Origin of the sequence: Kushneria halocnemicola (assembly GCF_965650455.1) — a bacterium.
Taxonomy (GTDB): Bacteria; Pseudomonadota; Gammaproteobacteria; order Pseudomonadales; family Halomonadaceae; genus Kushneria.
The window spans coordinates 1766712-1791698 of record NZ_OZ287968.1; the positions used below are offsets into that span (position 1 = coordinate 1766712).

The 24987-nt window shown below is 60.0% G+C and carries 20 protein-coding genes and 1 pseudogene; 7 read left to right on the forward strand and 14 right to left on the reverse strand.

Features of this window, described 5'->3' with window-relative positions:
• Positions 1–65 precede the first annotated feature (65 nt).
• Positions 66–1772, reverse strand: coding sequence for a mechanosensitive ion channel family protein (locus ACS92L_RS08150; protein WP_438768345.1), 1707 nt, complete (start codon positions 1770–1772; stop codon positions 66–68).
• A gap of 209 nt (positions 1773–1981) precedes the next feature.
• On the opposite strand from ACS92L_RS08150, the gene ACS92L_RS08155 reads away from it, so the two are divergent.
• Positions 1982–3490, forward strand: coding sequence for a DUF2252 domain-containing protein (locus ACS92L_RS08155; protein ID WP_438768346.1), 1509 nt, complete (start codon positions 1982–1984; stop codon positions 3488–3490).
• A gap of 62 nt (positions 3491–3552) precedes the next feature.
• Here the strand turns inward: ACS92L_RS08155 and ACS92L_RS08160 are convergent, their stop codons facing one another.
• Entirely contained in the window at positions 3553–4554 is a 1002-nt protein-coding gene (locus tag ACS92L_RS08160; protein ID WP_438768347.1) for a family 43 glycosylhydrolase, read from the reverse strand.
• A 287-nt stretch (positions 4555–4841) separates the two neighbouring features.
• A complete protein-coding gene (locus ACS92L_RS08165; RefSeq protein WP_438768348.1) occupies positions 4842–5006 on the reverse strand; it encodes a hypothetical protein in 165 nt (54 codons plus the stop codon).
• Between the two features lie 48 nt (positions 5007–5054).
• Between ACS92L_RS08165 and ACS92L_RS08170 the strand changes: the two genes are divergently transcribed.
• Positions 5055–5549: a GNAT family N-acetyltransferase gene (locus tag ACS92L_RS08170; RefSeq protein WP_438768350.1), complete on the forward strand. Its 495-nt coding sequence runs from the start codon at positions 5055–5057 to the stop codon at positions 5547–5549.
• Between the two features lie 130 nt (positions 5550–5679).
• Here the strand turns inward: ACS92L_RS08170 and ACS92L_RS08175 are convergent, their stop codons facing one another.
• Entirely contained in the window at positions 5680–6735 is a 1056-nt protein-coding gene (locus tag ACS92L_RS08175; protein ID WP_438768351.1) for a hypothetical protein, read from the reverse strand.
• A 256-nt stretch (positions 6736–6991) separates the two neighbouring features.
• Positions 6992–7747, reverse strand: a complete 756-nt coding sequence (locus ACS92L_RS08180) for a DeoR/GlpR family DNA-binding transcription regulator (protein WP_438768353.1) — start codon at positions 7745–7747, stop codon at positions 6992–6994.
• Positions 7748–7835: 88 nt separating this feature from the next.
• Between ACS92L_RS08180 and ACS92L_RS08185 the strand changes: the two genes are divergently transcribed.
• Complete coding sequence (locus ACS92L_RS08185; RefSeq protein ID WP_438768355.1) at positions 7836–8432, forward strand: NUDIX domain-containing protein; 597 nt, start codon at positions 7836–7838, stop codon at positions 8430–8432.
• Positions 8433–8866: 434 nt separating this feature from the next.
• A complete protein-coding gene (locus ACS92L_RS08190; protein WP_438768357.1) occupies positions 8867–10375 on the forward strand; it encodes a hypothetical protein in 1509 nt (502 codons plus the stop codon).
• A 142-nt stretch (positions 10376–10517) separates the two neighbouring features.
• Here ACS92L_RS08190 and ACS92L_RS08195 read toward each other — a convergent pair.
• Positions 10518–10670: pseudogene (locus tag ACS92L_RS08195) on the reverse strand (hypothetical protein); the annotation flags it as partial.
• 103 nt (positions 10671–10773) lie between these two features.
• Here ACS92L_RS08195 and ACS92L_RS08200 point away from each other — a divergent pair.
• On the forward strand, positions 10774–11403 hold the full coding sequence (locus tag ACS92L_RS08200) for a LysE family translocator (protein WP_438768358.1): 630 nt from the start codon (positions 10774–10776) through the stop codon (positions 11401–11403).
• 50 nt (positions 11404–11453) lie between these two features.
• On the opposite strand, the gene guaA is transcribed toward ACS92L_RS08200, so the two are convergent.
• Entirely contained in the window at positions 11454–13028 is a 1575-nt protein-coding gene (gene guaA / locus ACS92L_RS08205; protein ID WP_438768359.1) for a glutamine-hydrolyzing GMP synthase, read from the reverse strand.
• Between the two features lie 159 nt (positions 13029–13187).
• Positions 13188–14654, reverse strand: a complete 1467-nt coding sequence (guaB, locus tag ACS92L_RS08210; RefSeq protein WP_438768361.1) for an IMP dehydrogenase — start codon at positions 14652–14654, stop codon at positions 13188–13190.
• A gap of 279 nt (positions 14655–14933) precedes the next feature.
• On the opposite strand from guaB, the gene xseA reads away from it, so the two are divergent.
• Positions 14934–16265 carry an exodeoxyribonuclease VII large subunit gene (gene xseA, locus ACS92L_RS08215; RefSeq protein WP_438768362.1) on the forward strand — a complete coding sequence of 444 codons (1332 nt, stop codon included), beginning with the start codon at positions 14934–14936 and terminating at the stop codon, positions 16263–16265.
• Here xseA and ACS92L_RS08220 read toward each other — a convergent pair whose 3' ends face one another.
• From ACS92L_RS08220 to ACS92L_RS08245, 6 genes are all read right to left on the reverse strand, one after another.
• The gene (locus ACS92L_RS08220) at positions 16266–17564 is read right to left on the reverse strand and encodes a sigma 54-interacting transcriptional regulator (protein WP_438768441.1); all 1299 of its coding nucleotides are present in this window, start codon (positions 17562–17564) and stop codon (positions 16266–16268) included.
• 96 nt (positions 17565–17660) lie between these two features.
• Entirely contained in the window at positions 17661–18230 is a 570-nt protein-coding gene (locus ACS92L_RS08225) for a hypothetical protein (protein WP_438764161.1), read from the reverse strand.
• Between the two features lie 2 nt (positions 18231–18232).
• Positions 18233–19735 carry an ATP-binding protein gene (locus tag ACS92L_RS08230; RefSeq protein WP_438764163.1) on the reverse strand — a complete coding sequence of 501 codons (1503 nt, stop codon included), beginning with the start codon at positions 19733–19735 and terminating at the stop codon, positions 18233–18235.
• A gap of 731 nt (positions 19736–20466) precedes the next feature.
• Positions 20467–21804 (reverse strand): amino-acid N-acetyltransferase, encoded by a 1338-nt coding sequence (argA, locus tag ACS92L_RS08235; RefSeq protein WP_438764164.1) that lies wholly within the window; start codon positions 21802–21804, stop codon positions 20467–20469.
• A 169-nt stretch (positions 21805–21973) separates the two neighbouring features.
• A complete protein-coding gene (locus ACS92L_RS08240; protein WP_438764166.1) occupies positions 21974–23239 on the reverse strand; it encodes an inorganic phosphate transporter in 1266 nt (421 codons plus the stop codon).
• A gap of 47 nt (positions 23240–23286) precedes the next feature.
• Positions 23287–23967, reverse strand: a complete 681-nt coding sequence (locus tag ACS92L_RS08245) for a TIGR00153 family protein (RefSeq protein ID WP_438764167.1) — start codon at positions 23965–23967, stop codon at positions 23287–23289.
• Positions 23968–24070: 103 nt separating this feature from the next.
• Here ACS92L_RS08245 and ACS92L_RS08250 point away from each other — a divergent pair, with 103 nt between their 5' ends.
• Complete coding sequence (locus ACS92L_RS08250) at positions 24071–24979, forward strand: CYTH domain-containing protein (protein ID WP_438764168.1); 909 nt, start codon at positions 24071–24073, stop codon at positions 24977–24979.
• Positions 24980–24987: the final 8 nt, after the last annotated feature.

Sequence of the window (24987 nt, forward strand, 5' to 3'; positions counted from 1 at the left end):
GTTTCAGGTGATGACTCGTTTAAAGCGATGGCTCGTGTGAAGCGATGGCACGTTTCAAACGACGGTTACGACAGATTCGCTGCCTCGCCGCGCGCAATGTCCTGCTCGCTCAACACCACCACCTGTCGCGGCCACCAGTCAGGGTGTTCATCGCGAATGAACGCCATGAGCTTTTCGCGAACGCTGACCTCGGCCGACCAGCCGGAGAGCGGGTCCACGGTCATCAAAAAGAAGGTGATGGTCTGCGCCGCGGCGTTCTGGGCGGTCACGCTGCACAGCAGTTTGTGATGCTCGATGACGTTGTCCTCGGCCTGCGCAAACTCGAGAAACTTCTCGCGCAAGCACGCCACATCGGCGTTGAGGTGCAGCACCAGCTCGAGGCTTCGATACTCCATGGTGCTTTTGGCCGAGAGGTTTTCGAACGGCCGGGAGGCAAAGTAGGTGACCGGCACGATCAGACGGCGCTCGTTCCACACCCGCAGCAGAATGTAGGTGTAGAAGATGCTCTCGACATAGCACCACTGGCCTTCGAACATCACCAGATCACCGATGCGCAGCGGCTTGGCCAGCGAGAGCTGAAATGACGACAGAATGTTGCTCAGCACCGCCTGACCGGCAATACCCACCAGCACCGCCAGAACGCTTGCCGAGGCCAGAATCGACAGGCCCAGCGTCTCGAACAGACGCACCTGCCCGAGCACATAGATCGTGACCAGAATGACCATGATCAGGATGATGACGCGGCGCAGCGCATAGAGCGTGGTCAAAAGCTTGCGCTCATCCCGCGGCTTGGAGTCATCGATCTCGCCGGCCATGCGTCGGGTCATGTGCAGCATGAAGGTGTCGATCATGCGCAGCGCGATTACCCCGATGCCCCAGGCCATGACGATGGTCAGCGTCACTCGCAGGGTAGTGGCCACCACGGCCGAAAAGGAGACCACGAAGTCGATCAGGGTCTGCATGACCAGCGCCATGACGATCAGCGCCACCGGGCTTCGGATCTGGACCATGAAGATGCTCGGCGAGCCGGAAGGCAACAGCCGCGTCAGAAACGTCATCACCAGATGAACGCCCTTGCCGATCAGGGCGATCGCCAGCAGCACCAGCGGAATGGCGATCCACTCCCAGATTCTCAAAAGCCCGAAATTCTGCTTTAGCGGCCCCGGGATATAGACCTCGAAGCGCGACGGACCGTAGCGGTCATAAAGCGCCGGGATGGAGGCCACGCTCTCCGGTGTGATCAGCCAGACCGGCTCGTCATCACCGACCTGATAGCGCCCCAGGCGGATATCGTAGGCGTCATCTCCGGCCTCCAGCGAGGCCAGTTCGATATCCCGTCGCATCTGGCCCGCTCGCGGGTCCTTGCCGGAAATGTCCTCGATCACGGCGTCCGGGCGTGCCGAAAGCCTTGAGACATTGAGCCACTTGCCGCGTCGAAACACCTCGGCCAGCTGCTGGGCCAGCTCCGCGCCGCGCTCGCGCTGATCGGCCGGTGCCAGATCCGCCAGATTGAGAATATGCGCCGCGCCTTCGAAATCGCCGGTTTCGGTCAGATGCATGAAATGGCGCATGGTTTCACGCGGCGTTCGAAGGTTCGTTTTTTCGGCATCGCCATCAAGCCCGACGTTAAGGGCATCGATTTTGTACCAGCCCGCCTCCCCGCTGCCGCTGCCGCTGCCGCTGCCGCTCTCCTGCGCCTGGCACAGGCCGGACAACACCAGCACCGCTACCGCCACCGCCACCGCCCACAGCCGCCACCCTTTTATCATCATGCCTGCGTTACCGGGTTCGTGAATCGTCCATGAAAAATTCCGCCGGGGCATTGTATGCCGGGCAGCGCCAGCTTAGCGCGACTTGTCGCGCCGTACGCCAATACATATCAACAATATCCGGGCCGGGCACGGCGCGCCCGGATCGACCATGCTGAAGACACCGACGCCCCTTGATGCCCTCAAGGGCGAGACCCCACCAGGAGGCAGGCATGACCGATGCGACCGGACCGACACTAAAGGCCCTCTACGAGCAGGCAAAGCAGCGCGACATTGCCGGGCGCTCATCGATGAGCCGGGCGGAACTGGCTGCCGCGCTTAAGCGTGACGGCGCCGGGACTGTTGAACCCGGCGTGGGCGCTCGCTTTGAGACCTTTCGTCGGCTGGCCAACGCCGTGGCCGACGGCGGCTTCGTGCTGCGCCCGCGCGCCCTGACCGGGATCGATCGACGACTGCACGTGCGCCAGACCCTGCGCGAGGACCACCAGACCCGCATCGCCGATGGCACCGAGGAGACCGCGCTCAAGTTCGATCAGCTCTCGAATTCGCTGTTTTCCTTTTTCCGCGGTACGGCGCTTTTGTTCTATCGCGACATGGCCGGCGACGACGCCTGGATGCCGACCGTGCTGGCGCTGGGCGATGTCCACCCGGAGAATTTCGGCATCATGCCCAACGTCGACAACGTGCCCATCTTTTCGGTCAACGACTTCGACGAGGCCTACTACGCCCCCTTTACCTGGGATCTCAAGCGCGGCGCCACCGGCTTCATGATCGCCGCCGGAACCGAAGGCGAGCTCAAGCACAAACATCGGGTGAAGATCGTACGCCGGTTCATCGATGGCTATATCGACGCCATGCAGCGCCTGGCCCGCGAGGCCACCGAACAGGATGAGGAGATGCGTGTTGATAACGCCCCGAAGCTGATTCGAAAGCTGTTCAAGAGCGCCCATGAAAAGCGCTCCAAATGGCTCAGGGACGACTATCTCGACGAGACCGGCCGGCGCTTTCGCTCAAGCGACAAGCTGGTGCCGATCTCCTCGCGCCGTGACGAGTTCCAGCAGATCACCGACCGGCTGGTGACAGACAACCATATCGAAGTGCCGCCGCGTGCCCGGACATCCGATGGCACGGGCATGCGGGTGAAGGACGTCGCGATTCGCCGCGGCCAGGGCACCGCCTCGCTGGGGCTGGACCGCTACTACGTGCTGATCGAGGGGCCAAAGGGTGACGGCACTGCTGACCTGATCATCGAGTACAAGCAGGCCCGCCGTTCGGCGCTGACCGGACTGGTGCCACCCAACGGCCACGAGATGAACACCCGCGCCGAGCGCATCACCCACGCCCAGGCGGTGCATCTTGTGCGCGGCGACCGCTTTTACGGCCACGTCGAGTTTGACGGGCGAAGCTATCTATCGCGCGAACGTGCCCCGTTTCGCGACAGCATCGACCTGGAGGATCTCTCCAAAAGCGACTGGAAAGCGTACGCCCGCATCTGCGGTCAGGTGCTCGCCGGCGTGCACGCCCTGTCTGACGAGGCCGGCCGGGTGGATTACGACATCGAACCGGCCATTGTCGAGGCCATCGGCCCAAAGGCGCTTTTTACCGAGGACATGGTGATGTTTGCCGAAGAAGCCGCCGAGCGCGTGCGCCGCGATCATGAGATGTTTCAGGAAGATCACGCCCGCGGGGCCTTTACGCAGCTGGACCGGGTGTATCGATAAGTGACCAGAGGCAAAGACAGCGCGGCGGCCCCTGGCCGCCCTGCCATGTTGTTTTTCAATCTCTACTCGACCAGCTCGGTGGTGTTGGCGTTGAGATCGTCCGGGTCGACCACCGGCCAGCCATTGTCCCAGTCCATTTCCAGAATGCGCAGCTTCTGGAGACCGTCATCGGCGGCTTCATAGGCGTGAAACACCATAACGTCCCGGTCATCAAAGGTGTAGACCGCGTTGTGCCCCAGCCCGGGCCACGCATTAATACCTTCCAGCACCAGCGTGCCGCCGCCTTCCATCATCGGCACGCCCGCTCTATCCAAATAGGGCCCCTGCACGCTGTCACTGCGCCCCACCACCAGTCGGTAGGTGCTGTCCGCCCCGCGGCAGCAGAAACCAAATGAGGCGAACAGGTAGTAGTGGCCGTCCCTTTTGAAGATGAACGGCGCCTCGATGGCGTTTTCCTCGCTGTTCGGGCGCGTGGCGAGATCGAGGATCTCCACAGGCTGGGCGAGCCCTGTCATGGCCTCATCAAGCTGTACCAGCTTCAGCCCGCCCCAGAACGAGCCGAAGCTCATCCAGGGCATGCCGTTGTCATCCTCGATCACCGCCGGGTCGATGGCATTCCAGTTGTCCTGACCGGGTTCGGACTGCAGCACGAGGCCCTGATCCTGCCATTGATAGTTGTCGGCCTCGGGGTCGAGCGTCTCGTTGACGGTCACCCCGATGCCGGAGGTGTTCTGGCCGAACGCCGACACCGAGTAGTAGAGATAATAGCGGCCGTTTTTCTCGACGATGTCCGGCGCCCAGATATGCCCGTCAAACGCCGGCGCGACCGACGTCGCCCAGGGCGGATCATCCGGCTCACCGCTGAAAATGCGATCGGCATGGCGCCACTGTTTCAGGTTATCGGAGGAGTAGATATCGATACCCGGGCCGGTACTGAACACATAATACGTGCCGTCTTCGCGGGCCATGACGGGGTCATGCACTTCGACCTGGGCGGCGTGCACGGTGGAGAGCAGGCCGGCGCCGAGCAGCAGTGAGGTGGTAATGGGTATCAACCCTTTCATGGGCAATCTCTTTGGCTGGTGGCAGGAGCGCGAAGCGGGATCATCGCGGGCTCGACGCGGCGGGATAAGCGATGACCATGGGGCGATAACGCTGGCCTCCATCCGGCCGGCATTGGCGTTCAGGAAAACCGGATATAGCAATATCGCGATACAAGCGTTGCCGATGCGCCAGCGCAGGATCAATGCGCCATAAGTATTAACCGATGCTGATGAAACGAAGAAGGCGCCCCGGGTGAGGCGCCTTCTTTCGGTTCGTGGCGTGCAGTGCGCGATGGATAGCGGTGCGTTTATGGGCTCATCAGCAGGATGACGGCCGCCGCCAGCAGCAGCCCTGCCCCCACCAGTACCGCGCGAAAGATGCGAACATAACCCCCGACCACCACCATGCCCACCCCGACCACGATCAGGATCAACCCGACAATGAACGGCCAGTTGTTCAATAGTGTGTTCATGACAGCCTCCCGGCTCGTACCCAAACGCTTTGTTCAAGGATAGCCGCCATGGCGCCGGATACTTTAGGCATTCGTGACTACCGCGCCGGTGATGCCGAGATCACGCTCGCCCTTTTTCGACGCGCCGTGCGGGAAGTGGCCGCCAGGGACTACACACCGGCGCAGCTTGAAGCGTGGGCCGGCGGCATCGACCGGGCTCTCTGGGCCATAACGCTTGAGCGCCAGTCCACGTGGCTCGCCATGATCGATGACACGCCAGCGGGCTTTGCCAGCCTTAACGAGCACGGCCATCTCGATATGCTCTTTGTCAGCCCGGACCATCAGCGCCGCGGGGTGGCGAGTGCGCTTTTAAGCGTCGTCGAGCAGGCGGCCCAACGGCGTGGGATTAAGTGCGTGACCACCGAGGCCAGCCTGACCGGCCGGCCCTTCTTCAAGGCGCGGGGGTTTGATGTCGTGACGGCGCAGGAGATGAAGCGCCGTGGGGAGGTGTTGAAGAACTTCCGGATGGAGAAAGTGCTACACGACACCGGCGCCACTGCCTGACAGCCTTTCCAGCAGACGTGGCACGCCGGGCTGACCAAGGATCGAACATATGTCTGTATCAAGCACATAAAAGAGCCCATCAAAAGATGGGCCCTGGCGCGAAAACGATTTTTAATATCTCAATAAAGACTCAGGCAAACAGGAAGTCCTCGGGACCCATGGCATAGTTCAGCTCACCGATCGGCGAACCGGGGTCGTACTTCGGTACGCCGATAAGCGGAACGAGATGCATCCCGGTGTCCGTGTTGACCAGAAGCTCTTCACTGGGGTGCATATTGACGTCATTGTAATCGATCGGGTCACCATCTCTGCCGTTCACCTGTGACAGATCGAGCCGATCGACGCCCAGCTCAAAGTTGGTAATGGTGGCATCCTGCCAGGCGCCATCGCTGCCAAACACGAAACTGTCAGCGGTACCCTCGGTGCCGCTGGTCATCCCCGATACCTCGACATCCTCGAAGGGACCTGTCGGTGCCGGCGCCATGTCGGAGATATAGCCCTGACGATCCGCAAAGGAGTTCAGACCGCCGGCAAGATCCTCGATCTGCAGGACGAAATCGCTGTCATCCAGCCCCGCCGGCCCTCTGTCGCGGTAGAAATAGGTATCCTCGCCGTGGAGAACCGGCAGGATGGCATCACCGCTGTCCTGGGCGCCGGCCTGCGTCAGCGCCTCTTCAAGCGACAATGAGGCATCCGCAAAGACGGCATTGTCGAGATCGAGGTTATCGAAAGACGCCACCACATCGTCATCGATAAACAGGGTATCCGTACGGGGGTTGAAGCCGACCAGCGTATCGATCGCATGACCGTCATTGCCGAAACGCGAGCCATCCTCTGCCATGTTGATCACGTCGACACCGCCGTCCGCGCCGCCAAGAATGATGGTTTCCTGCACATCACTCGAGGCGGTGTATTCAAGCCCGCCTTCAAGCCCCGAGGCATCGACCTGCCCGACGGCAGCGGTATTATCTGCGCTGTTGTCCCATGCAACGCGACCGTTGCCGCTCAGATCAAGCGATTCGAGAGCGCTGCCCTGTACGGTCAGATCCAGCGTCTCACCGGAGCGGACCCCGCTGTCGTCGAATCGGGTATCCAGCTCAAACTCCGTGATGTCGTCGGGCAGAACAAGGGCTGTCTCCCCGCCGCCAAGAAACGCAAGTGATTGGGTCTTGTTGGAATTTGCCATGATGTCAGTCCCTTGAGTGATGCTATCCGGATGCCGCCGGTGTTTTATCGTTTCCGTGTCACCTGTCCGGCATCTTTTGGTGGGTCGTGGTATTAACCCAATTATTTAAAAAGAATTAACCAGAGCCAGCCTGGTACAAGCCACGCCCATCCACACGTTAAAAGCCGCTCAGGGAGACGAAAGTTGCAAACTCTCTAATGCAAGCCTGACTTGTTGCCCTTTCGAATCAGCGGTGCCGGATACTGACCGCATCGACTCAGGCCATCACCACCGTGACACCGGCAGCGGCCAGCGGCTCGATCAGGGCCGCTTCCGTACTCTTTTCCACGATGATAGTACTGGCCAGACTCAGCTCGCCGATCATGTACGGCGAGGCGGCATTGATCTTGTCGGAAGACGCCATCACCACCGTTTCGGCCGCATGCGCCGCCAGCGCCCGCTTCATGTAGGCCTCTTCCAGATCACCCGTGCTCAAACCGGCGGTGGCGTGCACCCCGGTCACCCCCATGAAATAGACATCGGCGCGAATGTGCGACAGCGCCTCCATGGCAGCCGTACCCACTGTGACGATGGAGTGCTTGAACAGCCGCCCGCCGATGATGATGACCTCGATGCCCGGATGATTGACCAGCTCGACGGCAATGCTCGGGCTGTGGGTGACCACCGTGGCGGTCAGATCCCGCGGCAGCTGCCGGGCCATCTCCACCGCCGTGGTGCCGCCATCCAGAATCAACACCTGACCGAGCGAGACCATTGCCGCCGCGGCCGCGGCAACGGCGCGCTTGGTGTCCGACTCGATGCTCTGGCGCTGGGCGAAATCCGCCACGGCCGGAGACGCCGGCAGCGCACCGCCATGCACACGTTGCAACAGCCCCTCAGCGGCCAGCTCGCGCAGGTCACGCCGAATCGTATCTTCCGAGACGCCAAAGCTTTCGCTCAGGGTTTTGGCGATCACCTGCCCTTCCCGCTTCAGGCGCGCCAGAATCTCGTTTTTCCTCTGATGGGTCAGCATGCGTTATTGGCTCTCTGCACGAATTATCTTGTTTTTGCACGAAACCGCACGATAGCATGCTTTCTCCTGCCATGCCGTGAGAAAACACATGCGCGCTACCGAGCCCCGGATAAACATTATCGAGACCAGAGTCCTGTCGGATGACTGGTACACGCTGAAAAAGACCACGTTTGATTATTTGCGGCGGGACAACACTTGGCAGCGCCAGAGCCGGGAAACCTATGACCGCGGCAACGGCGCGACCATTTTATTGTTCAATCGCGAGCGCCGCACGGTCGTGCTGACGCGCCAGTTTCGCTTCCCCGCCTTTGTGAACAACCATCACGGCATGCTGATCGAAACCGCGGCGGGCCTGCTGGATGACGCCTCGCCCGAGGCTCGCATTCGCGCCGAAGTCGAGGAAGAGACCGGCTATCGCATCCAGCACGTCGAGAAGGTGTTTGAAGCCTTCATGAGCCCGGGCTCGGTCACGGAAAAGCTCTATTTCTTCATCGCCGATTACGACGACAGCCTGAAAACCGGCAAGGGGGGCGGGCTTGAGGATGAAGGCGAGGATATCGAAGTGCTGGAACTGCCGCTGGAGGAAGCGCTGGAAATGATTCGCACCGGCGAGATTGTCGATGGCAAGACCATCATGCTATTGCAGCATGCGGCGCTGCGCGTGGCAACGGTGAGCGTGGCTTAAAGTTACTTATGCAATATTACTTGGCTCACTTCATGGGATGCGGTGAGTCAGCAAGCGTCGTGACTCATGAACAACAGCAACCTGCCTGCTATCTTCGTTTGCCGTTACACCGTTGATGACGCCGATGCCACGCTCGCACTCTTTCAGCGCGCCGTGATGGAAGTTGCCTAGAGAGATTATACGCTAGAGCAGATTGAAACCTAGGCCGGTAGCGTGTGGCCTTCGCTGGGATAGCCGGTATGGAGGTTAGCTGTGGGAATGGGCGTGATCGAACTTTGTGGCATCAATATCTGCGCGCTTGAAACTAACAAGGCAACAGGAGTGGCAACCTAAAAAATTTAATCTTTCTGTATATTATTAATATATAATTTTATACTATCTAATTCGATCAACATTTTTGATCGTTTTACGGTCCAATGCCAAAAAGAGGAAAAATGTCAACTTCAATTCTTGCACCGCTATTGCTCCCAAGGCGCTGGGAAGTATTGACGAATCGAGCTAAAGAAGCTGGCCTCGATCCTTCGGATTTAGTTGAACGAGTAGCTTCCGCCGAAAGCAGGGTTGACCAGCTCTTATCAAGAATACAATCAGGGTCTGGTGGTGTTTTCGAAATATTTCTTGGCAAATCCGGCTCTGGAAAAACGACCTTTGTCAAATCCTTACCCAAATTTTTCGAAAACATCCACATAACGTCAATACCTCCATCTGAAAACCTCGAAAATTTACCAGAAATAATAAAAAGTAAAAATCAAGAAGCGGCCGGAAAACATAAAATCGTATTAATCGAAAAAAGGGATAACCCTAGGAAAGAAGATATAGAAAAATCCAAAGAGAATTTTATTAGCTGGCTTGACTTTTTAAGAGAGGGTGAAGGCAACATCGTCATACTATGGACAATGACTGACATAAGTGCAGCAAAAGAAATATCTGAAATAGCTTGGAATGTTGGCAGGGACTCTATTTGCGCCCATGATACAAAAGGTGTTTTTAATTTTACCGGCATTGACAAACAAAAGTTTTACGACATCGCAGATAACACTGCGTTAAATCTTTCTGGCGATGGCTTAGAAGCTTATGGCTTATCACGTGAAATTGCTGCACCGTTAATCGACACATCTGAAACAATATCGGATTTTTACCAGCAAGTTATATCCGAGTCAGAAAAATCGACCACCCATTTTAAAAGCTTAATAAAGGAAAGAGGCCAGCCACGCCTATGGGTATTGCTCCACGGAGATGATAGATCGGCCATTGGCCATACTGTAGGCTCGCTTACTCAAGGAAGTCATTGGCAAGTTGATCTTTCTCGCATTCTTGACACGATCGATGATTCCAATAATACAGCTACTTATGCAAAAGAATGGCGTAAACGAAGATCAAACGCTGGTCAGCTTTTGAGAGCTCTCGATGCAAGAGTGTTTGCTGTTCCGCCCAACGTATCAGTCAATGCAGTACGCTGCTTCGGCGATACTATAGTTAAAAACGCGCTGGGAAATAAATCAGGGTCAAAAACAGCGGCAGCTAGCTCTTTGAGATCCACACCTGTATATAAAGAACTACTTATTGTATTAGGGAGAGAGGCATCTCCGTCTAAAGCATCAGGTAAAATATCTGATACTACTGTCAAAGAGTATCAAGCAATTCAAGCCCTTGCCCGAAATAACGATGAAAAATTAAATCAAGCTATTGGCAGACTGTTTGAATACACTCTCCGAGAGGATGGATTAAACTTTGAAGTTAGCATCGAAAAGAGGTCCAATCTAATATCTGGAATTCAAGCAGATATTGGTATTCGCGTAGGATCAGCCGAGTTCGTTTGTTTAGAACCTACATGGCGATCCAAGAATGGAGGCACTAGCGAACAAAATACTCTTTCAGAAGGGCATATTAAACCTTATCTTTTAGAGAAAGCTTTAAAATATATTACTGCCATGGACATGTAACCCTCAAGCCCTAGCGAAATAAGAATAAATATCTAGCAAATTTATTACATCATATAAAAACAACTATAAGCTTCATCTTTTATAGAATCAAAAGCCCGCCAATTGGCGGGTTTTTCCATTCAAGCAGGCAGCTCAAACCTCACTACCTCTCGATCGTCGCGGGCGGCTTGCTGCTCACATCATACGTCACGCGCGACACGCCACTGATCTCGTTGATGATGCGACCGGAGGTCTACTCCAGTAGCGCATATGGCAGGTGCGCCCAGCGGGCGGTCATGACGTCGATGGTTTCCACCCACGCGTGTGTGCAACCATCCATTACACAAGTGACAATTGCCCTTCCCCATCGCACACTCGCAGATCAACGGCTCGCTTGATAACAACAAGGAAAGCACCGTATGTCTCTGCATCTCTGGTTGGCGTTCTTTCTGGCCTATCTGTTGGTCACCCTGTCGCCGGGCCCCAATGTTCTATTGGTGATTCGCAACGGCCTACGCCACGGCGTGCCGGGCGTGTTGATCGCGCTGACCGGCAACCTAGCCGCCCAGCTCATTACAATTGCGCTGGTCGCGCTGGGCGTTGGTACGCTGCTCAGCACTCTCCCCATGGCGTTTACGGTGTTAAAGGTGATCGGTGCGGCATATCTAATGTTTCTCGGCTCAAGGCAGTTGCTGGCGTCATTCAGAAAGCGGCGCCCTGACGCGGCGGTAACCGTCGAGCCATCACGGCGGCACTCCTCCCTGTGGCTGGAGGCCTTTCTGGTCTCGATCAGCAACCCCAAAACCCTACTGTTTCTCTCTGCCTTCCTGCCGCAGTTCATTGACCATGCGCACGCTCTAACGGGGCAGTTCGCGATCATGTATCTAACGATTGCCGGCATCGTCATTACCGTGCACAGCGGCTATGTAGTGGGCGTTAAAAGGATCGGCCATTACTTCAGCGGTCAACGCTGGAAGGCACGGTTTAATCGCCTGACCGGGGTGCTGTTTATCGGCATGGGCCTACGCCTGCTCGGCAGCCGCGCATAAAAAAACCCGCCTCTCGGCGGGTTTTCTCATTCACTCAAGCAGCTACCACCTCACTCCCACTCGATCGTCGCGGGCGGCTTGCTGCTCACATCATATGTCACACGCGACACGCCGCTGATCTCATTGATGATGCGTCCGGAGACCTTCTCCAGCAGCTCATACGGCAGGTGCGCCCAGCGGGCGGTCATGAAGTCGATGGTTTCGACCGCGCGAATGGCGATAACCCATTCGTAGCGGCGGCCATCCCCCACCACGCCGACGGAGCGTACCGGCAGGAACACGGCGAAGGCCTGGCTGGTCTTGTGGTACCAGTCGAAGTTGTGCAGCTCTTCGATGAAGATGGCGTCCGCCTCGCGCAGGATGTCGGCGTATTCTTTCTTCACTTCACCGAGAATGCGCACGCCCAGGCCCGGCCCGGGGAACGGGTGGCGGTAGACCATGTCATACGGCAGGCCGAGTTCGAGGCCGAGCTTGCGCACTTCGTCCTTGAACAGTTCGCGCAGCGGTTCGACCAGCTTGAGCTTCATGGTCTCCGGCAGGCCGCCGACGTTGTGGTGCGACTTGATCACGTGCGCCTTGCCGGTTTTCGACGCCGCGGATTCGATCACATCCGGGTAGATGGTGCCCTGGGCGAGGAAGTCGACGCCGTCGATCTTCGCGGCTTCACGGTCGAACACGTCGATAAAGGTGTTGCCGATCAGTTTGCGCTTCTGCTCCGGGTCATCAACGCCTTTCAGGCGGCCGAGGAACTCGTCTTCGGCATCGACGCGGATGACGCGCACGCCCATGTGCTGGGAGAAGGTGTCCATCACCTGGGCGCCTTCATCCTTTCTTAGCAGGCCGTTGTCGACGAACACGCAGGTGAGCTGGTCGCCGATCGCCTTGTGCAGAAGTGCTGCCACCACGGAGGAATCCACCCCGCCGGAGAGGCCGAGCAGTACGTGACGGTCGCCGACCTGTTCGCGCACGCGCTCGGCGAGGTCTTCGATGATCTTGGCCGGGGTCCAGAGCCGTTCACAGCCGCAGATCTCGAGCACGAAGCGTTCGAGAATGCGCTGGCCCTGGGTGGTGTGGGTCACTTCCGGGTGGAACTGTACCGCGTAGAGACGCTTTTCAGCCCAGCTCATGGCGGCGATCGGGCAGCTCGGCGTGGAGGCGGTGATTTCGAATTCTTCAGGGACGCGGGCAACCTTGTCGCCGTGGCTCATCCACACATCCAGCAGGGCGTCGCCACGATCGCCGATGTGGTCCTTGATGCCGCCGAGCAGATCGTCTTCAGCGGAGACGCTGATCTGGGCGTAGCCGAATTCCCGCTTGTCCGAGCCTTCGGTGGCCCCGCCCATCTGGGCGGCCATGGTCTGCATGCCGTAGCAGATGCCGAACACCGGCAGCCCCATCTCGAAGACGCATTGCGGTGCGCGCGGGGAGTCCAGCTCGGCGACCGACTCCGGCCCGCCGGAGAGGATGATGCCGTTGGGGTTGTACTCGCGGATCTCTTCTTCGGTGATGTCGAAGGCGCGCACTTCCGAATAGACCCCGATCTCGCGCACGCGGCGGGCGATCAGCTGGGTGTACTGGGAGCCAAAATCGAGAATCAGGATCTTGTGGGCGTGAATGTCGGTCATGGGATCTCTCTACACAGCCGAGAACGGCGAGGATATAAACAGCGAGCGGGAAGCTTTCGCCTCCCGCTCTTGATACTGAACTGCCCGGCAGCCGGTGGACGTGCCCTGCCCGCGCATCGATCAATGAGAGTCATGATCCCACGCGGGCAGCGCATGCCATCAGCTCCGGTAGTTCGGCGCTTCTTTGGTGATCTGCACGTCGTGAACGTGCGATTCGGCAAAGCCTGCGCTGGTGATGCGAACGAATTCCGGCACGGTGCGCATGGTGTCGATATCGTGCGAGCCGGTGTAGCCCATCGAGGCGCGCAGGCCGCCCATCATCTGATGGACAATGGCGCTCATCAGGCCCTTGTAGGCCACACGACCTTCAATGCCTTCGGGTACGAGCTTCTCGACGCCTTCGTTCTTGTCCTGAAAGTAGCGATCCGACGAACCCTGGGTCTGGGACATCGCGCCCATCGAGCCCATGCCGCGGTAGGCCTTGTAGGTCCGGCCCTGATAGAGCTCGATCTCGCCCGGCGACTCTTCGGTGCCCGCCAGCAGGCTGCCGACCATGACGCAGTGGGCACCGGCAACGATCGCCTTGGCGATATCACCGGAGAAACGAATGCCGCCATCGGCGATCAGCGGAATGTCATAGGGCTTGAGCGCTTCGGCCACATCGGCAACGGCGGTGATCTGCGGCACGCCGACACCGGCGACGATGCGCGTGGTGCAGATCGAGCCCGGGCCAATGCCGACCTTGACGCCATCTGCGCCGGCTTCGGCCAGCGCCCTGGCCGCCGCGGCGGTGGCGATGTTGCCGCCGATGACCTGCAGCGACGGGAAGTGCTCCTTGACCCAGCGCACGCGATCGAGCACGCCGGCGCTGTGGCCGTGGGCGGTGTCGACGACGATCACGTCAACGCCGGCATCATGCAGGGCCTGAATACGCTCGCCGGTGTCTTCGCCGGTGCCGACCGCGGCGCCAACCAGCAGACGACCGTCCTCGTCCTTGGCGGCGTTCGGGTAGGTGCGCGCCTTTTCGATGTCGCGCACCGTGACCAGACCACGCAGGTGGAAGTCGTCGCTGACAATCAGGATCTTCTCGATGCGGTGTTCCTGAAGCTGGCGCTTGATGTCTTCCAGCGGCGTGCCTTCCTTCGCCGTAATCAGCTTCTCGCGCGGGGTCATGATCGCCTCGACGCTGTCGCTGTAGTTGGGCTGAAAGCGCATGTCGCGGCCGGTCACGATACCGATGAGCTCTTCACCCTTCACGACCGGAAAGCCGGAGTAGCCGTACTCTTCGGCCATGGCCAGAAGATCGGTGAGCTTGGCGTCGGGGCTGACCGTGACGGGGTCCTTCACGATCACGCTTTCGTGCTTTTTGACCTTGCGCACTTCAGCGGCCTGAGCGGCGATCGACATGCTCTTGTGCACGATACCGATGCCGCCTTCCTGCGCCATGGCAATCGCCAGGCGGGCTTCGGTCACGGTATCCATGGCGGAGGAGACAAGCGGAATATTGAGGACGAGGTTGCGGGTCAGGCGGGATTTCAGAGAGACGTTCTTCGGTAGAACATCGGAATAACCGGGAACGAGTAATACGTCGTCAAACGTAAGCGCTTCTTGAGCTATACGCAGCATAACTGGCGTCCACTGAGTGGGTTGTACAGGCGGCGGGGAATAATTAATCGAGCATTTTAACGCCTGCGGCCCGCCCATACAACGAACGCACCCACGGCGGCGCGCTATTGCTGCCATATACGCACTCTTTTTCAAGGCGCTGCCCGAGGTGGTCACGCCGGCAGACACCGCCGCACCACCGTGCCAGACTACTCAGGCCGGACTGCCCTGCCCCTGCTGGACCACGGGCTACTTCCGGACCATAAACCCTCGAATCGAATCACCCTGCAGGGAGCTGTCATGACCCCCGCCTCAAAAAGTGACGCCCTGAGCGTTTCCGATCTGAACCGCCGCGCACGCGGGGCGCTTGAAAACACCCTGGGCGAGGTGTGGGTCGAAGGCGAGCTCTCGCGCGTGTCGCGCCCGGCCTCGGGCCATCTCTACTTCACGCTCAAGGACGATCGCGCCCAGGTCAGCTGCGCGCTCTTTCGCAACCGCGCACGCTTTGTCGCCGCCCCCATGCGCGAAGGCGACAGCGTGCGCATTCGGGCGAAAGTCTCGATCTTTGAGCCGCGCGGCGACTATCAGCTGATCGTGGAGGCAGTGCAGGAGGCCGGCCGCGGCGCCCTGCTGGCCGCACTGGAGCGGTTGAAAACAAAACTCGAGGGCGAAGGCGTGTTCAACAATGCCCGCGAGCTGCCCTGCCCGCCGCAGCAGCTGGGCATTATTACCTCCGCCAGCGGCGCGGCCCTTCAGGACGTGCTGGCCGTGCTGCAGGCGCGCTGGCCGCTGCTCGAGGTGAGCGTTCTGCCGGTACCGGTGCAGGGGGATCAGGCGGCCCCGGCCATGATCCACGCGCTGGAAGCCGCCGCACGTGACGGCCGCTTCGATGCGCTGCTGATCACCCGCGGCGGCGGCAGTCTGGAGGATCTGTGGTGTTTCAACGATGAGCGTCTGGCGCGCGCCATTCAGGCAAGCCCGATTCCGGTGATGAGCGCGGTGGGCCACGAGATCGACACCACGCTGTCCGATCTGGCCGCCGACGCTCGCGCCCCGACGCCCTCGGCCGCCGCCGAACGGCTGGTGCCGGATCGCCGCGACATTCTGGAGCGGCTGTCGACCCTCACGCAGCGCCTGACCGGCGCCCAGCAGCGCCAGCTCGATCAGTGGAACCAGCGGCTGGATCACGCCGCCTCACGTCTTCGCCACCCCGGCGAGCGATTGAGCACGCAGCGCCAGCGGCTTGATGACCTTGAAGCGCGCCTGACGCGCGCGATGCGCTACCGGCTGGAACAATCCCGCCAGCGCCTGACAACCGATCAGGCGCGACTCCAGCAGACCTCGCCCGAGCGGGCGCTGCGTGACCATCGAGTGCGCCTCGAGGCGCTGGAACAGCGGCTGATGGCCGCCCCCGAACGGCGAATCAACGAACAGCGCCAGAAGCTGGAAGGCCTGATGCGCGAGCTCAACGCCGTCAGCCCGCTGGCCGTACTGGGCCGCGGCTACGCGATTCTGGAATCCTCAAACGGCGTGGTTCGCCGCTCACAGGACACTCAGCCGGGCGAGGTGCTGACGGCCCGTCTGGGCGAGGGCCGTCTGAAGGTGGAAGTGAAGCGGCGGCTGAAGCGCTGATCAAAGCGGCCCGTCGGCGTAGGCAGGCTTGAAGCTGTTGGGGTCAAGCTCGTGGCGGGAAAGCAGCTTGTAGAAATCGGTGCGATTGCGTCCGGCGATGCGTGCCGCCTGCGTGACGTTGCCCTCGGTAATCTTGAGCACCTTGACCAGATAGCCGTGTTCAAAACCGGCTCTCGCTGCGTTGAACGATGGCAGGGCGTTGTCTTCCGAGGCCAGTGCCTGGGCTACCAGCGCGTGCGCAATGATCGGCGCGGTAGACAGCGCCACACACTGCTCGACCACGTTGACGAGCTGGCGCACGTTGCCCGGCCAGGCATGGGAGGCCAGCAGGCTGATGGCCTCCTTTGAAAACCCCTTGACCGAGGGCTTGTGGCGATCGGCGGCCAGTTCCAGGTGATAGCGCGCCAGAATCGGAATGTCCTCGGGGCGCTCGTGCAGGGCCGGCAGGCGCAGGTTGACCACGTTGAGGCGGTAGAAAAGATCCTCGCGGAAGGTGCCCTCATTCATCGCCGCGTTGAGATCGCGGTGGGTGGCGGAAATAACGCGCACGTCCACATCGATACTCTGGGTGCTGCCCAGCGGTCGCACCTGACGCTCCTGAAGCACCCGCAGCAGCTTGACCTGCAGCGACAGGGGCATGTCGCCGATCTCATCGAGAAAGAGCGTACCGCCGTGGGCGGCCTGAAAGAGCCCTTCATGGGCGCTGACCGCGCCGGTGAAGGCCCCGCGGGCATGACCGAACAGCTCGCTTTCCAGCAGCTGCTCGGGCAGTGCGCCGCAGTTGATGGCGATAAAGGGGTGTTCGGCACGGGCGCTGGCGCGGTGCAGAGCGCGAGCCAGAAGCTCCTTGCCGGAGCCGGAGGGGCCGGAGAGCAGCACGCTGACATCGCTGCCGGCAACCTTGCCGGCCTGCTCGAGCACCTGTTCCATGACGGTACTGCGGGTGATGATGTCACGGCGCCAGGCCGGGTCTGCCCCGCCGCTGGCCGGCGAGGTCTGCATGAGCGCCTCGTCGACCAGTGCAAACAGCTCGGTGCGGTCGATGGGCTTGGTCAAAAAGCCGAACACTCCCTGACGGGTGGCGCTGACGGCTTCGGGGATGGAGCCATGCGCGGTCAGAATGATGACCGGCAACCCGGGATGGCGGGACTGAATCTCGCCAAACAGCGCCATGCCGTCCATGCCATCCATGCGCAGATCCGACAGCACCAGATCAGGGCGCTGCTGTTCGACCAGTGACAGCGCCTGTGGCCCGCTTTCAACGGTACTGACCCGATAGCCACGGCTTTCAAGACGCATGCCCAGAAGCCTCAAAAGGCTTGGATCATCGTCGACCAATAGCAGATGGGCAGTTTTCACGTGTCTCTCCTTGCACGACCGACGCGCGAGGAGCGCTCAGGGGGTCTGCCTGGCGTTCATGCTCTCCTCTATCGCGGTCAGGGCGTCCAGTTTCTTTTTCAGCTCGGCATTTTGCTGCTGCAGCGACTGAATCTGCTGACGCTGCCGGCTGTTACCCTGATGGCTGCGATTATGCTGTGCATCGAGTCTGGATTGAAGCCCGGACTGAAGTTCGGTGCGACGCTCCAGATCCCGCTGCCACTGCTCAAGCAGCGGCTGAATGCTTTCGGGCGCCTGCGGAGTATAGCGCTTGAACAGCGCAAGGCCTGTCGGCCAGTGCTCGGCATCCTCCTGGGAAAAGACCACCGCACGGGCCAGACCGCTCCGGGGCGTGTCGTCATCCATGTATTGAAGCACTTCATCGCGCCATTGCTGTGTGCCGGTCTGCGCAGTGCGACCAAAGGCAACCCACGTGGGCAGCAGGCATTCGTCATCCACCATGGTGGGGATACCGCGGGTAATGCACCCTTCCTCGGCGGCGCCGGGGACACGATCACCCCACATGGCGCACCCGCCCAGCAGCATGGTCGCCAGCAAAACGCTGCCTGCCATTAGATTGTGCTTCATTGTCATATCCTTGCCAGCGCCGCCTTTTCCCTTGCGGCCCGGGGTAAAGAGGGGTTGTCCTGTGAAGCCTCTTCCACGATCCAGGGAAGTACCAGTTCAAAGCAGACTTCACAGCCGTTGATCGAATCCTCGATCAGACTCAGCGTCCCGTGCTGGGCACGAGCGCTCTCGGCGGCCACCGACAGCCCGATGCCGGAGCCCTTGAGCGGCCCCTTGCGCTGCGAGCTGCCCTGATAGAAGGGCTCGAACAGATGATCGCGGTCACGGTCGTTGATCGCCTGACCGCTGTTGGCCACATCCAGGGTCAGATGATGCTGGTCGGCACTGGCCGAAATGTAGAGCCGGCCTTCATCGTCGCCGTAGGCAATGGCATTGGACACCAGATTGTCCAGAATTCGCGCGGTACGGGCGCGATCGGCCTGCCAGTACAGCGGGGCGCGACGCTCTTCCACGACCATGCCCTTTTGCTGCAGCGCCAGGCGGTGCTTTGAAAGCACCTCATGGATCACGCTTGCCACGTCAAAGCGCGTGACGTTAAGGCGGCGATTTTGCTGCAGCAGATTGTAATCCAGCAGCTGTTCGATCAATGTCTGGAGCTCCTGACCGCTTTCATCGATCAAAAGCACGATTTCGCGCTGGCGCTGGGTCATCTCACCCACCACGCCATCGGCCAGAAGCCCGGAGCCTTCACGGATACTGGCCAGCGGTGTCTTGAGCTCGTGGGACATGTGACGCAAAAACTGCTGCTTTTGTTCCTCGAGCTCGCGCAGACGCGCCGACAGCCACTCAAGGCGCTCCTCGAGATTGACCAGCTCCAGCGGGCCCTGGATCGGGCGCGTCTCTTCGGTATCGCCACTGCCCCCGATGCCGAGAATACGCTGCTCGAGCTGTCGAATCGGGCGAATGATACGCCAGGTGAAAAACAGGATCAGCACCAGGCTGAACGACACCAGCGCCAGTGTTGCCTGCCAAAGGCGTGTGGTGACCTGATCGGCCTGGGCGCGAATCTCGTCGATACGCGCATCGACCTGACGACGGGTCGCCTCGGCCAGCGCTTCCGTGGTGGAGGTAAACCGACTGAACTCGGACAGCTGGGCGCTCAGGCTCTCCTCGCCGGGCGCCGGCAGGGTTTCAAGCACGGTCAACTGCTGACGCAGCGACTGCATCAGGGGGCTGTCGCCCATGAAGGCGGCGTGTTCGTTGAGCAGGTCGCTATAGCGCGCGCGGCGTTCGCCATAGATTTCAAGCAGACTCTGATCATCAAGCACCGCGTACTGACGGGCGCTGCGCTCCATATCCGTTGACAGGTTGGTCAACTGACGGGCGCGACGTGTCTCGTCCACTGCCTCGCGAGCACTGACATCGGCCAGCTCCGAGAGCTGGGAAAAGCTTTGACCGGCGAGATGAATCAACACACCGATCGGCAGCATGACCAGCAAAAAGGCCGTCAATACCTGCTGAAGAAGGGATCGAGGACGCCATCGACGCTTTATTCGAGAAGCCATGAGGTGACAGTCTCCGACAGGCGAGCCGTTAAGAAAGAGTAGTCCGGAACGAGGGAGAGAATAACCGATAATCTCACCGTTCGATAACGTCCGTATACACTTTTCACTCATTTGGTTTCATTTATCCGACCGCAATAAAAAAAGAGCCGGCAGGGCCGGCTCTCAATATACGCAGGGAACTGAAGGGTAACATGGTGATACGACCCTGCCCGCCTGACCATGCAGGGCCGTGTCACCGTGGGCCTGGAGGGGCCCGAAGCCACGCTGTCGAGATTGACATTCAGGTTTTCGACAGCGCCTGTGGCTTCTTCGTGATCAAAAACGCCACCAGACGGCATTTTCGAAATTCTGCCCCGAAATGGCATCCGTGCCATGGCAATGTCTGCCTGACGCTTCCTTGCAGGGGGCCTTCGGCAGGTCGGCGTCACAAATGCCGGTCCTGAAAGCGACCATTCATGATCCACCGTCCTGCCATGCCTTACCTCTAGCCAGAGATATGCCATGATTTAATTTATGCTTTAAATACAACAACATGTAATTTTAAAAAGATCTGAAACATTCCATATCGGGTTGGAAGTGCCGCGATGAAGGCCGAAAACGTCGCCATGTGGCGACATGACCACCCTGCCAAACAAGCAAGCCATTGTTTTTTAAATCTTTTCCATTGTCTGCAGATGCCGACAAACCTTATGGACCTTGTCTCAAAAACGCGACGGTGACTTTTCGGCGAATCAGTTTCCGGCAGCCGGCACGCCCGCAGGGGCCAGCGTCTTGAGCAGCACTCTGGAGTTGCGCTGTGGATTGTAGTGCTCACGTCGTTTTTGCGGCAGCGCCTCAAGCCCTGCCGTGATGAAGCCTCGCTCGAGAAACCAGTGCAGCGTGTGCGTGGTCAGGGCAAACAGCGCGGTCAGCCCCTGCTCGCGGGCGCGCTGCTCGACGCCTTCCAGCAGCAGGTCGCCACGCTCGCCACCGCGGTAGCTGGTGTGAACCGCCACGCAGGCAAGCTCGGCACTGCCCGCCTCCGGATAAGGATGAAGCGCCGCGCAGCCGATCACCATGCCATCACGCTCGATGACCACATAGTCCTCGATCTCCTGCTCAAGGCGTTCGCGCGAGCGCGCCACCAGCATGCCGCGCTCCTCCAGCGGCTGCAAAAGCTCCAGAAGCCCGCCGATGTCGTCGAGGCGAGCGCTGCGCAGCTGCTCGTAGCGCTCGCGGGTAATCATGGTGCCGACCCCGTCACGGGTAAAAAGCTCCGCCAGCAGCGCATCGCGGTCCTGCCAGGAGACCAGATGGGTACGCCCGACCCCCTGACGCGCCGCGTCGCAGGCAATATGGACGTGCTCGGCAAGTTCACCATCTTCATGCTGATAGCCCAGCGTCTGCGCCTCCTGCAGGTTCGGCTGGCGCATCAGCCGCCCCTGGGCATTGTGCAGCCCGCCGGCACGGCCGACGATGATCAGCTTGTCGGCCTTGAGGGAGATGGCGGCGTGACGGGCGATATCGGCGGCGTCCAGATCAAAGACCTCACCGGTGCTGGAGTACCCCAGCGGTGGCAGCACCACCAGCGAGCGCTGATCCAGCAGGGTTTTAATGGCATCGCTGCGCACGCGACGCACCTCGCCTGCCCGTAGAAAGTCGACGCCCTCCCGGATGCCCAGCGGCTTGGCCATGACCAGATTGCCACTGATGGCATTGATCTCGACGCCATGCAGCGGCGTATTGGAAAGCCCCGGGGACAGCCTGGCCTCGATGGCCAGCCGCAGGGTCGAGACCTCTTGCTCGATCAGCGTCATGCAGGCTTCATCGACGACAAACCGGCCCTGGTGGCGCTTTGGCGTCAGCGCCGCTGCCTCGAGCGCCTGACGCACCTGGGCGCGCACGCCAAAGACCAGCACCAGCCGCACGCCCAGAATGTGCAGCAGCGCCAGATCCTGAATCAGCGGCGCGCGACGCTCGGGCGTCAACCCCTCTCCTTCGATCAGTACCACAAAGGTACGTCCCCGGTGGGCATCGATATAGGTCGATGAGTTTCGAAACCAGTCGGCAAAGGGAAATGAGATGTCCAAGGCGGCTCCAGGGTCAGGCAGGCATCAATGAGAACTCACGACGGTGAGATGCCCCCATCTTAAAGCAGCCGGCGCCGGGACGCAGGTTCGGGTGATGTCATCAAACACCGGACAAAAAAAGGCCGCCGTGATTCACGGCGGCCCTTGATGGCGAAGTCGGCAAAAACGGCTAGCCGAACATGCCCTTGAGCATGAAAAAGAAGATGATCGACAGTGCCGCACCGGCCGGCAGCGTGACCAGCCAGGAAATCACGATGGTGCCCAGCACGCGCAGGTTCAAGGCCCGCATGCCGCGCGCCAGACCCACGCCCAGTACCGCACCGACCAGCGTGTGCGTGGTCGAAATCGGCAGGCCCGTGCCGGAGGCGATGACCACCGTGGTCGCCGCGGCAAGCGTTGCGGCAAAGCCGCGCGACGGCGTCAGTTCGGTAATGCCGGTACCAACGGTGGCAATCACGCGGTGGCCGTAGGTCAAAAGACCAAAGACGATACCGCCGCCGCCGAGAATCAGAATCCACCAGGGCAGTGCCGCGTTACCGCCGATCTGCCCCTGAGTCTGTACGACGCTGACCACGGCGGCCAGCGGGCCCACGGCGTTGGCCACGTCGTTGGAGCCATGAGCGAACGCCATGGCGCAGGCGGTAAACATCATCAAAAGACCGAAGATGCGCTCCACGCCCGAGAAGCTGAAACGGTCATCCTTGCGCGGCTCGTGACCGATACGTCGCTCCAGAAGAATGCCCAGCAGCGTAATGATCGCGCCCACGCCCATGGCCCAGAGCAGTGCATCGGTGAAGGTGAGATCAAGACCCACATGACTCAGCCCCTTGAGCAGGGTCACCATCGCCACGATAAAACCGACCAGAAACATGTAGCCCGGTACATAGCGACGCGCCGCCGCCAGCGGGTCCTTGTTTTCAAAAATCAGCGTCTGAATCGAGCGGAACAGCAAAAAGGCGAGAATGCCCGCGATAAACGGCGAGGTCACCCAGCTCGACACGATCTGGCCCACCGCGCTCCACTGTACCGAGGCCGGCCCCAGACCCGCGACGGCAAAGCCGACAATGGCGCCCACGATGGAGTGCGTGGTGGACACCGGCCAGCCCTTTTTGGAGGCAATCATCAGCCAGATGGCCGCCGATAGAAGCGACGACAGCATGCCGTACACCAGATACTGCGGCGTTTCGTCTAACAGGGTGGGATCGATGATGCCATTGCGAATGGTGGAAGTGACTTCACCGCCGGCAAGCCAGGCCCCCAGAAATTCGAAGATGATGGCGATGACGATCGCCTGGCGAATGGTGATGGCCTTGGAGCCGACCGATGTGCCCATGGCGTTGGCCACATCGTTGGCGCCCACGCCCCAGGCCATGAAAAAACCGAAAACGCAGGCGAGAAGAATAAAGAGCTCGCCATGCTGTGCGATGATGGTCATAGGAAAATATCGTTATCCGAACTTCACTACCCGATGGTGACGTGCACCTATCGGGCCAAAAGGATTTGCAGGCGGCTGCCTACGCGTTCAGAGCGGTCGGAAACCTCACCGATCCAGTCAATGATCTGGTAAAGGAACATGACATCGATCGGCGGCAGCTCCTTTTCCAGCTCAAAAAGGCGGCGCCGGATCATGACCTGCTGATCGTCGGCCTGGTGTTCGAGTTCATGGAGCTTGCGGATCTGATCACCCAGAAGATCGGAGACATTGCGTCCAAAGCCCGACTCCAGCAGATCATCCAGTTCGGCCAGCGCCGAGCGGGCCTGATGGACCGTAGCGACTGCCGTATGCACGTATTCCTGAAAGATATCCTCCATCGCCTCGGGAATACGCATGCGACGACCCAGCATGATCCCGGCGATATCCTTGATCTTGTTGGCTATCTTGTCCTGTACACTGATCAGCTCGAGCAGGTCGGAGCGCGATACCGGCAGGAAAATGCTGTTGGGCAGGTTCATGCGGATATAGGTTTTCAGCTCATCGGCGTCATGCTCGCCTGCGCTGATGCGGTTGCGAATCTCGCCGGCACGCGTCCAGTCCTGCTCAAGCGTTGCCTGAAAAAAGATCGGCAACAGGTCGGCGCACTCGACGGTCTTGTCGATATGTTCAAGCAGCGGCTGAAACGGCGACCGGCCGAACAGTGCTGAAAAGGGATTGGATGACACCATGGTGATTTCACTGCAATGAAAAATGGCGCAACCAGTATATTTATCTGACCCCCCGGCGTCATGAAAATTTAACGTTTGGCCCCCGGATAGAGCGAATCAACACATGAATCCGAGCACGCAAAGCGACAATACCGTCACCAATGCATCAGCGTCCCCGCAGGAGGTGGAGCTCAAGATGGCGCTCGGTCGCGACAGCGTCGACGCCCTGATGGCCCATCCCCTGCTTGAGGGAACACCCCCCGAAACGCACCGTCTGGCCAACGTCTATTACGACACTCCGGAACTGGACCTTGAAGCGCATCGCGTGGCCCTGCGCCTGCGCGGTAACGGTGAGACCTTCGTGCAGACGGTCAAGACCGCCGGCGACGGCCACGGCGGGCTGCATACCCGGGGTGAATGGGAAACGCCGCGCGAGGAAGAAAGTCTGGACCTTGAGTGGCTGGCCGGTCTGGGCGTGACGCCCTTTGAAGACAGCAGGGTGTGCCAGGCGCTGGTCCCGGTCTATCGCACCGACTTTCAGCGCACTCAGTGGCTACTGGAACATGACGAAAGCTGGATCGAGCTGGCGCTGGATATCGGCGAGATCGTCGTGGGCGAGCGCCGGATTGGAATTCATGAAATCGAGCTCGAGCTCAAGGAGGGCCGGGAGACGGCGCTCTGGTCACTGGCCGAGCAGCTGGCCCATCACTGCGCTCTGCGCCCGGCCAACGCCAGCAAGGCGGCGCGCGCGGCCTCTCTACGCGAACAGCAGTGGCAGCTGCCGGCCTGCGCGCTCGACATGCCCGGGCAGTGCCTCGAGCGTGCCATTCTGGCGCTTGATGCCTTTCAGGACAGCCAGCAGCAGGCCTTTTTGTATGCCTCGCGTCAGGCATTGATTCACCTGACCCGCCATGATGACTTCGAGGTGGCCACCCTGGCCGGCCGGCTCGGTGAATCGCTGTCGCGTCCTGACTGGCTGAGCGTGCGCTCTGGCCAGCAGTGGCTGCTATTGATGCAGCGTCTGTACCGCTAGCAGGCAGG